Source organism: Pseudomonas shiyinii (assembly GCF_056725765.1).
The window spans coordinates 3,111,643-3,125,495 of sequence record NZ_CM161522.1; the positions used below are offsets into that span (position 1 = coordinate 3,111,643).

Annotated in this window: 17 protein-coding genes; 2 read left to right on the forward strand and 15 right to left on the reverse strand. The window is 64.7% G+C overall.

Annotation, left to right across the window (positions count from 1 at the left end; all coding sequences use genetic code 11):
• Window positions 1-8 precede the first annotated feature (8 nt).
• The 5 genes from ccmE to ccmA are packed head-to-tail and all read right to left on the reverse strand — an operon-like array spanning window position 9 to window position 2,745.
• Window positions 9-464 carry a cytochrome c maturation protein CcmE gene (gene ccmE / locus ACXHGZ_RS13980; RefSeq protein WP_084858203.1) on the reverse strand — a complete coding sequence of 152 codons (456 nt, stop codon included), beginning with the start codon at window positions 462-464 and terminating at the stop codon, window positions 9-11.
• Window positions 461-637, reverse strand: a complete 177-nt coding sequence (ccmD, locus tag ACXHGZ_RS13985) for a heme exporter protein CcmD (protein WP_480460301.1) — start codon at window positions 635-637, stop codon at window positions 461-463. Before ccmD ends, ccmE begins: the two co-directional genes overlap by 4 nt.
• Window positions 637-1,401, reverse strand: a complete 765-nt coding sequence (locus ACXHGZ_RS13990; RefSeq protein ID WP_084858205.1) for a heme ABC transporter permease — start codon at window positions 1,399-1,401, stop codon at window positions 637-639. Before ACXHGZ_RS13990 ends, ccmD begins: the two co-directional genes overlap by 1 nt.
• Before the next feature lie 46 nt (window positions 1,402-1,447).
• Complete coding sequence (gene ccmB / locus ACXHGZ_RS13995) at window positions 1,448-2,125, reverse strand: heme exporter protein CcmB (protein WP_480460302.1); 678 nt, start codon at window positions 2,123-2,125, stop codon at window positions 1,448-1,450.
• Window positions 2,113-2,745: a cytochrome c biogenesis heme-transporting ATPase CcmA gene (gene ccmA / locus ACXHGZ_RS14000; RefSeq protein WP_480460303.1), complete on the reverse strand. Its 633-nt coding sequence runs from the start codon at window positions 2,743-2,745 to the stop codon at window positions 2,113-2,115. The genes ccmB and ccmA overlap by 13 nt, the downstream gene beginning before the upstream one ends.
• A gap of 178 nt (window positions 2,746-2,923) precedes the next feature.
• Here ccmA and fliK point away from each other — a divergent pair, with 178 nt between their 5' ends.
• A complete protein-coding gene (fliK, locus tag ACXHGZ_RS14005) occupies window positions 2,924-4,489 on the forward strand; it encodes a flagellar hook-length control protein FliK (protein ID WP_480460304.1) in 1,566 nt (521 codons plus the stop codon).
• Entirely contained in the window at window positions 4,486-4,815 is a 330-nt protein-coding gene (locus ACXHGZ_RS14010; RefSeq protein WP_480460305.1) for an EscU/YscU/HrcU family type III secretion system export apparatus switch protein, read from the forward strand. Before fliK ends, ACXHGZ_RS14010 begins: the two co-directional genes overlap by 4 nt.
• Window positions 4,816-4,991: 176 nt before the next feature.
• Here ACXHGZ_RS14010 and ACXHGZ_RS14015 read toward each other — a convergent pair whose 3' ends face one another.
• The 10 genes from ACXHGZ_RS14015 to ACXHGZ_RS14060 form a co-directional block, all read right to left on the reverse strand.
• Window positions 4,992-5,387, reverse strand: coding sequence for a DUF2802 domain-containing protein (locus tag ACXHGZ_RS14015; RefSeq protein ID WP_084858209.1), 396 nt, complete (start codon window positions 5,385-5,387; stop codon window positions 4,992-4,994).
• A 1-nt stretch (window position 5,388) separates the two neighbouring features.
• Entirely contained in the window at window positions 5,389-5,868 is a 480-nt protein-coding gene (locus ACXHGZ_RS14020) for a chemotaxis protein CheW (protein ID WP_016393802.1), read from the reverse strand.
• Between the two features lie 40 nt (window positions 5,869-5,908).
• Window positions 5,909-6,772: a CheW domain-containing protein gene (locus ACXHGZ_RS14025; protein ID WP_480460306.1), complete on the reverse strand. Its 864-nt coding sequence runs from the start codon at window positions 6,770-6,772 to the stop codon at window positions 5,909-5,911.
• Window positions 6,772-7,560 (reverse strand): ParA family protein, encoded by a 789-nt coding sequence (locus ACXHGZ_RS14030; protein ID WP_084858211.1) that lies wholly within the window; start codon window positions 7,558-7,560, stop codon window positions 6,772-6,774. The genes ACXHGZ_RS14025 and ACXHGZ_RS14030 overlap by 1 nt, the downstream gene beginning before the upstream one ends.
• 90 nt (window positions 7,561-7,650) lie before the next feature.
• On the reverse strand, window positions 7,651-8,508 hold the full coding sequence (gene motD / locus ACXHGZ_RS14035) for a flagellar motor protein MotD (protein ID WP_480460307.1): 858 nt from the start codon (window positions 8,506-8,508) through the stop codon (window positions 7,651-7,653).
• 3 nt (window positions 8,509-8,511) lie between these two features.
• Complete coding sequence (locus ACXHGZ_RS14040; RefSeq protein WP_084858213.1) at window positions 8,512-9,252, reverse strand: flagellar motor protein; 741 nt, start codon at window positions 9,250-9,252, stop codon at window positions 8,512-8,514.
• On the reverse strand, window positions 9,252-10,382 hold the full coding sequence (locus ACXHGZ_RS14045) for a protein-glutamate methylesterase/protein-glutamine glutaminase (RefSeq protein ID WP_084858214.1): 1,131 nt from the start codon (window positions 10,380-10,382) through the stop codon (window positions 9,252-9,254). Before ACXHGZ_RS14045 ends, ACXHGZ_RS14040 begins: the two co-directional genes overlap by 1 nt.
• 45 nt (window positions 10,383-10,427) lie before the next feature.
• Window positions 10,428-12,656, reverse strand: a complete 2,229-nt coding sequence (locus ACXHGZ_RS14050) for a chemotaxis protein CheA (protein WP_324815529.1) — start codon at window positions 12,654-12,656, stop codon at window positions 10,428-10,430.
• Between the two features lie 12 nt (window positions 12,657-12,668).
• Entirely contained in the window at window positions 12,669-13,457 is a 789-nt protein-coding gene (locus ACXHGZ_RS14055; protein ID WP_480460308.1) for a protein phosphatase CheZ, read from the reverse strand.
• Between the two features lie 18 nt (window positions 13,458-13,475).
• Entirely contained in the window at window positions 13,476-13,850 is a 375-nt protein-coding gene (locus ACXHGZ_RS14060; RefSeq protein WP_011534888.1) for a chemotaxis response regulator CheY, read from the reverse strand.
• Between the last annotated feature and the right edge of the window lie 3 nt (window positions 13,851-13,853).

Below are 13,853 nucleotides of genomic sequence, written 5' to 3' on the forward strand. Positions count from 1 at the left end.
GGCCGCATTCATGGCTTGGGCTCCGCGCCGGTGGCCGCCTGGCCGCTCTCCTTCAGGGCCTTGGTGACCTCGGGCGGCATGTATTTCTCGTCGTGCTTGGCCAGTACCTCGTCGGCCACCACCACGCCTTCGGCGTTGAGCTTGCCCAAGGCCACGATGCCCTGCCCTTCGCGGAACAGGTCAGGCAGGATGCCGCGGTAGGTGATCGGCACCGACTTGTTGAAGTCGGTGACCACGAAGCGCACGTCCAGCGAGTCGGACGAACGCTGCACCGAGCCCTTCTCGACCATGCCGCCTGCGCGGATGCGGGTATCGAGGGGCGCCTCGCCATTGGCGATCTGGGTCGGGGTATAGAACAGGTTGATGTTCTGCTGCAGGGCGCTCAGGGCGAAGCCGACGGCGATGGCCACGCCGACCAGCAGGCCGAGGATGAGGAACAGGCGTTTCTTGCGCTGCGGATTCACTGGTTGTTCTCCCGGCGCAGACGACGCGCCTCTTCTTGCAGGTAGCGGCGGCGGGCCAGCAGGGGCGCTGCGACATTGAACGCCAGCACTGCCAGGCAGATGCCATAGGCCGACCAGACATACAGGCCATGGTGCCCCATGGCGAGGAAATCACCGAAGGATGCGAAACTCATCAGGCGGCCCTCCGACCCAGGCTGTTCAGTACTTCCTCCCGCACCCAGCTGGCACGGGCTTCGCGCTTGAGCACCTCGAGGCGCATGCGCACCAACAGCACTGCGCCGAAGAAGCAGTAGAAACCGAGCGCCGTCAGCAGCAACGGCAGCCACATCTCGGCCGGCATGGCAGGCTTTTCGGTCAGGGTGAAGGTGGCGCCCTGGTGCAGGGTGTTCCACCACTCCACCGAATACTTGATGATCGGGATGTTCACCACGCCGACGATGGCCAGCACCGCGCAGGCCTTGGCCGCGCTGTCACGGTTACTGATCGCCTGCCCCAGGGCAATGATGCCGAAGTACAGGAACAACAGGATGAGCATGGAGGTAAGGCGTGCATCCCAGACCCACCAGCTACCCCAGGTCGGCTTGCCCCAGATCGCCCCGGTCACCAGCGCCACCGCAGTCATCCAGGCACCGATGGGGGCAGCGCATTGCAGGGCGACATCGGCCAGTTTCATCTTCCATACCAGCCCCACCACTCCAGCCACCGCCAGCAGCACATAGCACGACTGCGCCAGCATGGCGGCCGGCACATGGATGTAGATGATCCGGAAGCTGTTGCCCTGTTGGTAGTCCTGGGGCGCGAAGGCCAGCCCCCAGGTGATGCCGACCAACAGCAGAAGGACGGCGGAAACGGTCAGCCAGGGCAGCATGCGCCCACTGATCGCATAGAACCATTTGGGGGAGCCCAGCTTGTGGAACCACGTCCAGCTCATTTTCATCAGGGTACATCCAGGGTATTTGCCGGGCTTGGAAGCCCGGGACTCGTTATTCGCCGACGCTGATCTTCAGGCCGGCCGCGATCGCAAAAGGTGCCAGTGTCACCGCCAGGGCCGCCAGGCTGGCCAACCAGAGCAGATGGCCGGTGGCGGGCATATTCTGCAATGCCGCTTGCAAGGCGCCACTGCCCAGGATCAATACCGGGATATACAGCGGCAGGATCAGCAACGCCAGCAACAGGCCACCGCGCTTGAGACCGACGGTCAGCGCCGCGCCCACCGCGCCCAGCAGGCTCAGCACCGGTGTACCCAGCAGCAGCGAGCCCAGCAGTACCGGCAGGCAATTGGCGGGCAGGCCCAGCATCAGCGCCAGCAGCGGTGCCAACAATACCAGCGCCAGCCCGGAAAAGATCCAGTGCGCCAACACCTTGGCCAGCACCAGCATTGCCAAGGGATGCGGCGACAGCACCCACTGTTCCAGCGAGCCGTCCTCGAAGTCGCTGCGAAACAGGCCGTCCAGCGACAGCAGCACGGCCAGCAACGCGGCCACCCAGACCAGGCCTGGCGACAAGGTTTGCAACAATTGTGTCTCAGGCCCGACCGCCAGTGGGAACAAGGCGACGACGATCGCGAAGAACACCAGCGGGTTGGCCAGCTCCGCCGGACGACGACATAACAGGCGCGCCTCGCGGCGCAGCAACAGGATGAATACGCTCATGCCGCCCATTGCCCCAGGTTCAGTTCGCGGTAGCCGGAGGGCTTGCGCTCGAGGTTGTGGTGGGTGGTCAGTACTACCGTCCCCCCCTGCTCGCAGTGGGCCGCCAGGTGTGCCTCGAGCTGGGCCACGCCCTGCTTGTCCAGGGCCGTGAAGGGTTCGTCCAGGATCCACAACGGTGGGCTGTCCAGGTACAACCGGGCCAGGGCCACGCGGCGCTGCTGCCCGGCCGACAAGGTATGGCACGGCACATCCTCGAAACCCCGCAGGCCTACCGCAGCCAAGGCCTGCCAGATCGCCTCGGTGCTGGCCGGCTGGTGCAGGGCGCACAGCCAGGCGAGGTTTTCCTCGGCGGTGAGCAGGTCCTTGATGCCGGCGGCATGGCCGATCCACAGCAGGATACTGGCCAGGGCATGGCGCTGCTCGGCCAGCGGCTGGCCGCCCAGCAGGATCTGCCCGGCCGTCGGCTGCATCAGCCCGGCCAACAGGCGCAGCAGGCTGGTCTTGCCGCTGCCGTTGGGGCCGCTGATCTGTAGCATGTCACCGGGCCGCAACTGGAATTCCAGGTGCTCGAAGAGCAATCGCCAGTCGCGCTCGCAGGCCAGGCCTGTGGCTTGTAGGTGAAGGGTCACGGTTTCGCCTTATACAGGTTGGGCCCAGGCTCGCTGCTCGAAGGCGGCAGCGAACCTCGACCCAGTGTCTCAAGTCGCCCCAGCCACTGCCGTTATAGTGGCAATGGCGGACGGGCGGGCATTATTACATGCAACGTCCCGCTGCCAAGAGGGCTGGTCCGACAGGTTGTATACAATCATGACTGAAATCAATAGTCTCGGCGCACAAACCGTGCTGGGCCTGCAGGCCGGCAAGGCCGCGATGGCCGGCGAATTGCTGCGTCTGCTACAGCCTCAGCCGGGCTTGATGGCACCCGGCGAGACCGCCCGGGCCGATGTATTGTCGTTGCGCCAGGTCGGCCAGGACTTCCAATTGTTGCTGCGCCTGACCCTGGCCAACGGCAACCAGACCCAGCTGCAGGCCAGCGCCAGCCAGCCCCTGCCCCAAGGTAGCCAGGTAACCGTCACCCAGACCGAAGGCAACCGCCTTGCAATCCTCGTGCAGCAAGCCAATGCCGGCAACAGTGCGGCCCTCACCCGCCTCGATACAGCCCAGGTGCCGGTTGGCACCCTGTTGCAAGGCAAGGTGCTGACCAGCCAGGCCCTGCCGATGACCCCCGGCGAAGCGGCCAGCTTCCGTTCGCTGGTGAGTCTGCTCAACAGCCCCCAGGCCGGTGCTACCCTGACCATCGACAGCCCGAGGCCGTTGGCGGTGGGTAGCCTGCTCAGCGCCCTGGTACAGGGTGACCAGTCGCTGCGCTTCGTGCCTCTGGGCGGTCGCCAGGATCATCTGGCCATTACTCAAATGCTTGGTGCGCAGCAGAGCCGCCAGGCCTCGCTGCCGGGGTTGCTCGATGCCTTGCAACAACTGGCCCGCACCCCGAACGGCAACGGCGATCTGCGGGTCAGTGCCGAACGCCTGCTGGCCAGCCTTCCTGAGGCACGGCAACTGGGCGACGCCAAGGCCGTGGCCCAGGCGCTGCAAAGCAGTGGCGCCTTCCTCGAATCGAAGCTGCTGGCAGGGCTGGCAAGCGGCGTGGCAACGGACCTGAAGGCGCAATTGATTCGCCTGGTGGCCCAGGCCATGCCTTCTCTCCCTACCGGGACGCCCTTCAACCCAGCGGTGGCCAATACGCTGGCGCAGGCCTTTCCCGGTATGGCCCGAGGCGCCTTGGGCATGCTCGAGCGCAATACGCCCAAGCCTCACCCCGGCGCATTCCCTCTACCCTCGCGGTTGGTGAAGAACCTGGAAGAGGAAGGCGACCTGCAGCAGTTGCTGCGCCTGGCCGCCGCCGCCATCGCACGCCTGCAGGCCCATCAGCTGTCCAGCCTGCAGCAAACCGGCATCAACGAAAACGGCAACCTGCTGACCACCTGGCAGTCTGAAATACCGATCCGCCATAGCCAGGAATTCATACCCTTGCAGGTCAAGCTGCAACGCGAGGAAACGCCGGAGCAACAGGCCGACCCGCAACGAGAACAACGCGATCCGCTGGCGTCGTTGTGGCGTATCGAACTGGCATTCGACCTGCCACCGCTCGGCCCTTTGCAGGTCCAGGCACAGTTGAACCAGGGTCGGCTCTCAGGCCAGCTGTGGGCGCAGTTGCCCCAGACCGCGCAGCTGATCGAGCGTCAGTTGGGTGAGCTGCGCGAACGGCTGGTGGCCCGCGGCCTGGAGGTTGGCGACCTGGAGTGCCACCCCGGCACCCCGCCGCAAGGGGCACGCACACGCCTGGAACAACGTTGGGTGGATGAAAACGCATGAGCAGCAAGCAACCGCGCCAGGCCATCGCCCTGAGCTACGACGGCCAGCAAGCCCCGACCTTAAGCGCCAAGGGCGACGACGAACTGGCCGAGGCCATTCTTGCCATCGCCCGCGAGCACGAGGTGCCGATCTATGAGAATGCCGAGCTGGTGCGGTTGCTGGCGCGCCTGGAGCTGGGGGAACAGATCCCCGAGGCGCTGTACCTGACCATCGCCGAGATCATTGCCTTCGCCTGGCAGTTACGTGGCAAGGTGCCTGCGGGCTTCGATGACGCACCGCCGCCCGAGCGCGACGTCACGCCCACGCAGCTGCACCTGCCCTCATAGCGCGAAACTCATTGATCTGACAGAAACCTGTAGGAGCGGCCTTGTGCCGCGATGGGGCGCAAAGCGGCCCTAATATCGGCCATACCGGTTTCTCGGGCAAACCGTGCACATGAACTCAGGGCCGCTTCGCGCCCCATCGCGGCGCAAGGCCGCTCAGTAGAGGTTGATGGATCGCTTCACTCGCTGCGATGCAGCTTGCTCATCAGCTCCGCTTCGGCCTGGGTCAGGCCGCAGGTGCGGGTCAGCTCCTCGACGCTGGCCCCCATGCCCACCAGCTTGGCCGCCTGGGTGAAGGTCACGCTGTTGGGGTCGCGCTGTTCCAGTTGCTGGAGCTTGTCGGGCAACGGGGCGACCACCGCGCGCAATTCGTGGATCGCCTCGCCCATGCGCACAGTACCGTTCTGGTAGTCGTCCAGGCGCTTGGCCAGGTCCTTGATGCGCTGGTCACGCAGCGCATCGCCCTGGGCCTGCTGGGCGGCCAGCTCGCGCTGGCGCTTGCTGTAGTTGAGAAACAACCACAGGCTCAGCGCCCATAGCAGCGCCAGGAGAAGGACAGCAGCCTCGAAGATCAACTCAGATGTTCTCCAGCTCGGACCACTCTTCCTCGGTCATCATCTTGTCCAGCTCGACCAGGATCAGCAGCTCGCCATTCTTGTTGCACACGCCCTGGATGAACTTGGCCGACTCCTCGTTACCGACATTCGGCGCGGTTTCGATCTCCGATTGGCGCAGATAGACCACCTCGGCGACGCTGTCGACCAAGATACCGACCACCTGCTTGTCCGCCTCGATGATGACGATACGGGTGTTGTCGGTGACATCGCTGGGCATCAGGCCAAAACGCTGGCGGGTGTCGATCACCGTGACCACGTTGCCGCGCAGGTTGATGATGCCCAGCACGTAGCTCGGCGCACCCGGTACCGGCGCGATCTCGGTATAGCGCAGGACTTCCTGCACCTGCATGACATTGATGCCGTAGGACTCGTTGTCCAGACGGAAGGTTACCCACTGCAGGATCGGATCTTCGGAACCTTGTGCAGACGACTTTTTCATTCCCCTACCCCTTGAAATCCGCGCTCGGCGGTGTGTTCGGTCATTGGTGTTTGGCGTGCATCTGCTTGACGGCGCCGCTGGCGATCAACTCAGCCAGTTCGGCGACATCGAGCAAGGCACACATGTGTTCGATCACCGTGCCGGCCAGCCATGGGCGCTGCCCACGCTGGCTGCGCCACTTGATCTCGGCCGGGTCCAGGCGCAGGGAACGGCTGACCTGGTGCACGGCCAGCCCCCATTCATAGCCCTGGACGGAAATCACGTACTGCAGGCCCTGGCGGAAGTCCTCGCGGTAGCGGTCGGGCATGACCCAGCGCGCGGTGTCCAGTACCTTGAGGTTACCCGCCTGGCAGGTCAGAATGCCGAGGAACCAGTCTGGCTGGCCGAACAACGGAGTCAGTTCCTGGCCAGCCAGGCTGTAGATCGAACCCAGGCAGACCAGCGGCACGGCCAGGGTCAGGCCGGCGACATCGAACAACAGGCATTCGAACGGCTCGGCCGCCCAGGCCGGGCGCCCGTCGACAGCCTTGGGCGGCAGCACCGCGCCGGCTGATGGCAAGTGCACATCGACCAGGGGCGCCACAGGCGTGATCACCTCAGCTGCTTTTTCGGCCTCGCCCACGACCTCGGCGGGCACCGGTTCAAGCTCGACGGGTGTCAGCACCGAGGGCAGGACCTTGGCCTCGGGCTCAGCGAATGGCCGCAGCATTACAGGGGCATGGGCTTCACGCAGGGCGTCCTGTGCCTGTTCCTGGCGAACCGCCTCGGCAAATTCGTCGCTGGGAGCCGCCTCGGCCGGCTCCGGAACCGGGTCGAGTTCATGCGTGGCTTCCTGGAGCAGACCATCGAGGTAGGACTGCAGGGCCAGTTGCGGCTTGGTGGTGGTTTGCCGTGCGGAATTCATCAGGCCACCTGCAGTGCCGATTGTTGAGTGAGCAGATGCTTGAGCAGCGCCCGGTAAGCGATCAGGCCACGGCTCTTGCCATCGAACTGCGAAGGCGTGACCCCCGCCCGGCTGGCGTCGCGCAGGCGTGTATCAACCGGAATGTAGCCCGGCCAGACCTGTTCGCCGTAGTTGTCGCGCAGCACCTTGAGGGTGCCCAGCGACGCCTGGGTCCGCCGGTCGAACAGGGTCGGCACGATCTGGTAGGGCAAGGCCTGGCGCCGCGAGCGGTTGACCATGGCCAGGGTTCCAACCATGCGCTCGAGCCCCTTGACGGCGAGAAACTCGGTCTGCACCGGGATCACCAACTGCTGGCTGGCCGCCAGGGCGTTGACCATCAGCACACCGAGCAGTGGCGGGCTGTCGATCAAGGCGAAATCGAAGTCCTGCCACAGTTGCGCCAGACTCTTGGCGATCACCAGGCCCAGGCCACTCTGCCCCGGCGACTGGCGCTCGAGCACTGCCAGCGCGGTGCTCGAGGGCAGCAACGAAATACGCTCGTCGCTGGTCGGCAGCAGCAGTTGCCCGGGCAGGCCCTCGGGTACCGAGCCCTTGTGCAGGAACAGGTCGTAGCAGCTGTGCTCCAGGGCGTCGGGGTTGTGCCCGAAGTAGCTGGTCATCGAGCCGTGGGGGTCGAGGTCGACCACGACCACGCGCTTGCCCGCCTCGGCCAGCAAGCCGGCCAAGGCGATGGTAGTGGTGGTCTTGCCGACGCCACCTTTTTGATTGGCTACTGCCCAGACTCTCATAGGACGACTCATGACTCGTTGATGACGCTGCCCGCTGTGGGAACCGGCTTCGCCGCCCCCACAGGGATACGGTGCCAGAGAATTGACGAGTTACGGCCCCGCCACCGCTGCTGGCGTTGCCGGTGCACTTTGTGTGCCAGCACGGCGCAAAGCCGCATCTGGCGTGGCATTGGCGCTACCGGAACCGGTCAGGCTGCGACGCACCTCGAGGTTACGGGAAATCACCAGGACCACCCGACGGTTGCGGGCCCGGCCTTCGGCGGTGTCGTTGCTCGCCACCGGCTGGTACTCGCCATAGCCCACCGAGGCCATGCGTGCCGGGTTCACACCGTTCATGGCCAGCAAGCGGACGATGCTCGCCGCGCGCGCCGACGACAGTTCCCAGTTGGTCGGATACTGGGCCGTGCGAATCGGCAGGTTGTCGGTGAAACCCTCCACGTGTACCGGATTGGCGAACGGCTTGAGGATCTTCGCCACCTTCTCGATGAGGTTGAAGGCCACGTCGCTTGGCATGGCATCGCCACTGCCGAACAACAGCGACGAGTTGAGCTCGATCTCCACCCACAGCTCGTTGCCGCGCACCGTCATCTGGTCAGACTTGATCAAATCGCCGAATGCCTCGCGCACGTCGTCGGCAATGCTTTGCAACGGGTCCACACTGCTCTGCGCCAGGCCCGCATCGGTCTGCTCGCTGTCCTTGACCAGTGGTTCGGCCGGCTTGATGGTCAGCGGGCGTTCGTCGCCGATGGGGATCGGCTTCATGCTGCGCTCGGGGTCGTTGAACACGCCGATCAACGCCTGGGAAATAACCTTGTACTTGCCCTCGTTGATTGAGGAAATCGAGTACATGACCACGAAGAAGGCGAACAACAAGGTGATGAAGTCGGCGTACGACACCAGCCAGCGCTCGTGATTCTCATGCTCCTCGGTATGGCGACGACGGGCCATGGTCTACTCCATGAAGCCTTGCAGCTTCAGCTCGATCGAGCGTGGGTTCTCCCCTTCGGCGATCGACAGCAGGCCCTCCAGGAGCATCTCGCGATAGCGCGACTGGCGCAGGGCGATGGCCTTGAGCTTGTTGGCGACCGGCAGCAGGATCAGGTTGGCGCTGGCCACGCCATAGATGGTGGCGACGAACGCCACGGCGATGCCATTGCCCAACTGCGAGGGGTCGGCCAGGTTGCCCATCACATGGATCAGGCCCATGACCGCGCCGATGATGCCGATGGTCGGCGCGTAGCCGCCCATGCTTTCGAACACCTTGGCCGCCTGGATATCACGGCTTTCCTGGGTCAGGAAGTCGACCTCGAGAATGCTGCGGATGGCCTCCGGCTCGGCGCCGTCGACCAGCAGTTGCAAGCCCTTGCGCGCATAGGGGTCGGGCTCGGCATCGGCCACCCCTTCCAAGCCCAGCAGGCCTTCCTTGCGTGCGGTCAGGCTCCAGTTGACGACCCGGTCGATACCACCGGGCAGGTCCACCCGGGGCGGAAAGAAGATCCAGCGCAGGATCTGCAAGGCCCGCTTGAAGGCCGGCAACGGCGACTGCAGCAGCGCCGCCGCCAGGGTACCGCCCAGCACGATCAGGGCCGCCGGGCCGTTGATCAAGGCGCCGACATGACCGCCCTCGAGGAAGTTGCCGCCGACGATGGCGACAAAGGCGAGGATCAGGCCGATCAGGCTCAGCACGTCCATCAGATGCACGCCTCGACCAGGTGCTTGCCGATTTCGTCCAGGCTGTACACCGCGTCGGCCAGGTTGGCCTTGACGATGGCCATGGGCATGCCATAGATCACGCAGCTGGCCTCATCCTGGGCCCATACGGTGCTGCCGCCCTGCTTGAGCAGACGTGCACCTTCACGGCCGTCGGCCCCCATGCCGGTGAGCACCACCGACAGCACCTTGTCGCCATAGGACTTGGCCGCAGAACCGAAAGTGATGTCCACGCATGGCTTGTAGTTCAGGCGCTCGTCGCCCGGCAGGATCTTCACCGTGCCTCGGCCGTCGACCATCATCTGTTTGCCGCCTGGGGCCAGCAAGGCCAGGCCCGGGCGCAACACATCGCCGTCCTCGGCTTCCTTGACGCTGATCCTGCACAATTTGTCCAGGCGCTCGGCGAAGGCCTTGGTGAAGGCTGCCGGCATGTGCTGGATGAGTACGATCGGCGCCGGGAAGCTGGCCGGCAGCTGGGTGAGCACCCGTTGCAGCGCCACCGGGCCGCCGGTGGACGTCCCGATGGCCACCAGCTTGTAGGGCTTGCGCTTGGGCGCGGGCGCGTGGCTGCTGCCCGCCGCGCTGCGCGTCACCGGGGCAGCCGGAACGGCGCTGCGGGCCGGCGATGCGCTGCCCAGGCTGCTGGCCGGGGCATGGCTGGCGGGTGCAGGCGTTGGCGTCGCGATGGCCGTGGCATAGCCGCCGAAACGACGGTTGCTGCGCGACAGGGTGTGGACCTTCTCGCACAGCAACTGCCTGACCTTGTCCGGGTTGCGCGAGATATCCTCGAAGTTCTTCGGCAGGTAGTCCACTGCGCCGGCATCCAGCGCGTCGAGGGTGACACGGGCTCCTTCATGGGTCAGCGAGGAGAACATCAACACCGGCGTCGGGCAGCGCTGCATGATGTGGCGTACCGCGGTGATGCCATCCATCATGGGCATTTCGTAGTCCATGGTGATGACATCCGGTCGCAGCGCCAGCGCCTGGTCGATCGCTTCCTTGCCGTTGGTCGCAGTACCGACGACCTGGATCGTCGGGTCGGCCGAGAGAATTTCCGAGACGCGGCGGCGGAAGAAACCGGAATCATCCACCACCAGGACCTTGACTGCCATAAACACTCCATTAGGCGGCGCCACCGCCAGGGTGCGCCACCGAAATCAATAACGCCGCGCGGCGTAACGCTTGAGCATGCTCGGTACGTCGAGGATCAACGCAATACGACCGTCGCCGGTGATGGTCGCACCAGACATGCCCGGGGTGCCTTGGAGCATCTTGCCCAGCGGCTTGATCACCACTTCCTCCTGCCCCACCAGTTGGTCGACGACGAAGCCGATGCGCTGGGTACCGACCGAGAGGATCACCACATGGCCCTCCCGTTGCTCCTCGTGCACCTGGTCCTGGACCAGCCAGCGCTTGAGGTAGAACAGCGGCAGCGCCTTGTCGCGCACGATCACCACCTCCTGGCCGTCGACCACGTTGGTGCGCGACAGGTCCAGGTGGAAGATCTCGTTGACGTTGACCAGCGGGAAGGCGAACGCCTGGTTGCCCAGCATCACCATCAGGGTCGGCATGATCGCCAGGGTCAGCGGCACCTTGATGACGATCTTCGAGCCCTGGCCCTTGGCCGAGAAGATATTGATCGAGCCATTGAGCTGGGCGATCTTGGTCTTGACCACATCCATGCCCACGCCACGGCCGGACACGTCGGAGATCTCGGTCTTGGTGGAGAAGCCGGGGGCGAAGATCAGGTTGTAGCAGTCCGACTCGCTCAGGCGCTCGGCGGCGTCCTTGTCCATCAGGCCCTTTTCCACGGCCTTGGCGCGCAGTACGTTCGGGTCCATGCCCTTGCCGTCGTCGGAGATCGACAACAGGATATGGTCGCCCTCCTGCTCGGCGGACAACACCACATGGCCGGTACGCGCCTTGCCGGAGGCTTCGCGTTCGTCGGGCATCTCGATGCCATGGTCGACGGCATTGCGCACCAGGTGCACCAGCGGGTCGGCCAAGGCTTCGACGAGGTTCTTGTCCAGGTCGGTCTCTTCACCGACCAGCTCCAGGTTGATTTCCTTCTTGAGCTGGCGGGCCAGGTCGCGGACCAGGCGAGGGAAGCGGCCGAAGACTTTCTTGATCGGCTGCATGCGGGTCTTCATGACCGCGGTCTGCAGATCGGCGGTGACCACGTCGAGGTTGGAGACGGCCTTGGACATGGCCTCGTCGCCGCTGTTCAGGCCCAGGCGCACCAGGCGGTTACGCACCAGCACCAGCTCGCCGACCATGTTCATGATCTCGTCCAGGCGCGCGGTATCGACCCGCACGGTGGTTTCCGCCTCGCTGGCCACAGGCTTATCGCCAGCCGGTGCCACAGCGCGTGCCGGGGCCACGGGCTTGGCAGCGGCAGGCTTGGCGGCTGGGGCAGGCTCGGGTTTGGCGACCGGCTTGCTATCGGCCTTCGGTGCGGCGCTGGCGGCAGCGGGTGCGACAGGCGCCTGGGTGGCCAGCGCATCGCTGGAGAACTTGCCTTTGCCGTGCAACTGGTCCAACAGGGCTTCGAACTCGTTGTCGGTGATGTGCTCGCCGCCCGCCTCGGCAGGGGCTGCCGGGGCGGCAGGTGCGGCCGCACCCGCCAGCGCATCGGCGGCGAAGGTGCCCTTGCCATGCAGTTGATCGAGCAGCGCTTCGAATTCGTCGTCGGTGATTTCGTCGGATGCCGCAGGCGCCGAGGTGCTGGCCGCTGGTGTGGCAGCCACGACTTCAGGGGAGAACTGGCCCTTGCCGTGCAACTGGTCGAGCAGCGATTCGAATTCGGCATCGGTGATCTCGTCACCCTCGCCGCCCACGACCTCGCCCTGCATCTGCTCGGCGGCCTGGGCCTTGACTGCATCGAGGGAGTCGAGCAGCTGTTCGAATTCACTGTCGGTGATGTCCGGCTCGACCGCTGGCACTTCGGCCTCGGCCGCCACCGGCGCCTCGACGGCGGGCGCAGCGCTGTCGGCACCGGCAGGCTCGGCCAGGCGCGACAGCGCCGCCAGCAGTTCCGGCGTGGCCGGGGTGATGTCGCTGCGCTCGCGCACCTGGCCGAACATGCTGTTGACGGTATCCAGCGCTTCGAGGACCACGTCCATCAGTTCCGCATCGACCCGGCGCTCACCTTTGCGCAGGATGTCGAACACGTTCTCGGCGATATGGCAGCACTCCACCAGCTCGTTGAGCTGAAGGAAACCGGCGCCCCCTTTTACAGTGTGAAAACCGCGGAAGATCGCGTTGAGCAAGTCGGCATCTTCGGGTCGGCTTTCCAGCTCGACCAGTTGCTCGGACAATTGCTCGAGGATTTCGCCGGCCTCTACCAGGAAATCCTGGAGGATTTCTTCATCGGCGCCGAAGCTCATTGAACGTGCTCCTTAAAAACCCAGGCTGGACAGCAAATCGTCGACGTCGTCCTGACCGGACACGACATCTTCACGCTTATCGGCATGAATCTGCGGACCTTCACCCCGAGTCGGATGTTTTTCTTGATCTTTTTCAGCGCGCAGTTGCTGGTGGTCGTGTTCGATACCGGCAAAACGGTCCACCTGGCTGGCCATCAGCACCAACTTGAGCAGGTTGCTCTCCACCTCGGTGACCAGCGCGGTCACGCGCTTGATCACTTGGCCGGTCAGGTCCTGATAGTCCTGGGCCAGGAGAATGTCGTTGAGGTGACCGGCAACCTTGCGGTTACCCTCGACGCTGTGCGTCAGGAAACTGTCGACGCGCTTGACCAGCTCGCGAAACTCAGGCGCTGCGACTTCCCGGCGCATGAAGCGCTGCCAGTCGGCGCTCAGGCTCTGGGCCTCGGCCGTCAGGTCGTTGAGCACCGGCGTGCCGGCCTCGACCAGGTCCATGGTCCGGTTGGCCGCGCCCTCGGTCAGCTTGACCACGTAGGACAGGCGCTCGGTGGCATCGGTGATCTGCGAGACTTCCTCGGCCTGCGGCATGCGCGGGTCGATCTGGAAGCTGACGATTGCACTGTGCAGCTCGCGGGTGAGCTTGCCGACTTCCTGGTACAGGCCACGGTCACGGGTCTGGTTCAGCTGGTGGATCAGCTGCACCGCCTCGCCGAACCGGCCGCGCTCGAGGCTCTCGACCAGTTCCTGGGCATGTTTCTTCAGGGTCGTCTCGAACTCCCCGAGCGATGTATTCATTTGCTCCATGGCGCCCCCTGACGTGACTCAGCCGTTGACGCGTTCGAAGATCTTTTCGATCTTTTCCTTGAGCACCTGGGCCGTGAAAGGCTTGACCACGTAGCCGTTGACCCCAGCCTGGGCGGCTTCGATGATCTGGTCACGCTTGGCTTCAGCGGTGACCATCAGCACCGGCATGCCCTTGAGACGGTCATGGGCGCGTACCTTGCGCAGCAGGTCGATGCCGGACATGCCAGGCATGTTCCAGTCGGTCACAAGGAAGTCGTAATGGCCGTTTTCCAGCATCGGCAGCGCCGTGGTGCCGTCGTCGGCTTCTTCGGTGTTGGTGAAGCCAAGGTCACGCAACAGGTTCTTGATGATCCGCCGCATCGTCGAGAAGTCGTCAACGATGAGGATTTTCATGTC

Bases quoted from the DNA above. Each gene is read 5' to 3' on its own strand.
- ccmD (WP_480460301.1), bottom strand. From the start codon at position 637: ATGAGTTTCGCATCCTTCGGTGATTTCCTCGCCATGGGGCACCATGGC.
- ACXHGZ_RS13990 (WP_084858205.1), bottom strand. From the start codon at position 1,401: ATGAAAATGAGCTGGACGTGGTTCCACAAGCTGGGCTCCCCCAAATGG.
- ccmB (WP_480460302.1), bottom strand. From the start codon at position 2,125: ATGGGCGGCATGAGCGTATTCATCCTGTTGCTGCGCCGCGAGGCGCGC.
- fliK (WP_480460304.1), top strand. From the start codon at position 2,924: ATGACTGAAATCAATAGTCTCGGCGCACAAACCGTGCTGGGCCTGCAG.
- ACXHGZ_RS14010 (WP_480460305.1), top strand. From the start codon at position 4,486: ATGAGCAGCAAGCAACCGCGCCAGGCCATCGCCCTGAGCTACGACGGC.
- ACXHGZ_RS14020 (WP_016393802.1), bottom strand. From the start codon at position 5,868: ATGAAAAAGTCGTCTGCACAAGGTTCCGAAGATCCGATCCTGCAGTGG.
- ACXHGZ_RS14025 (WP_480460306.1), bottom strand. From the start codon at position 6,772: ATGAATTCCGCACGGCAAACCACCACCAAGCCGCAACTGGCCCTGCAG.
- ACXHGZ_RS14030 (WP_084858211.1), bottom strand. From the start codon at position 7,560: ATGAGAGTCTGGGCAGTAGCCAATCAAAAAGGTGGCGTCGGCAAGACC.
- motD (WP_480460307.1), bottom strand. From the start codon at position 8,508: ATGGCCCGTCGTCGCCATACCGAGGAGCATGAGAATCACGAGCGCTGG.
- ACXHGZ_RS14040 (WP_084858213.1), bottom strand. From the start codon at position 9,252: ATGGACGTGCTGAGCCTGATCGGCCTGATCCTCGCCTTTGTCGCCATC.
- ACXHGZ_RS14045 (WP_084858214.1), bottom strand. From the start codon at position 10,382: ATGGCAGTCAAGGTCCTGGTGGTGGATGATTCCGGTTTCTTCCGCCGC.
- ACXHGZ_RS14050 (WP_324815529.1), bottom strand. From the start codon at position 12,656: ATGAGCTTCGGCGCCGATGAAGAAATCCTCCAGGATTTCCTGGTAGAG.
- ACXHGZ_RS14055 (WP_480460308.1), bottom strand. From the start codon at position 13,457: ATGGAGCAAATGAATACATCGCTCGGGGAGTTCGAGACGACCCTGAAG.
- ACXHGZ_RS14060 (WP_011534888.1), bottom strand. From the start codon at position 13,850: ATGAAAATCCTCATCGTTGACGACTTCTCGACGATGCGGCGGATCATC.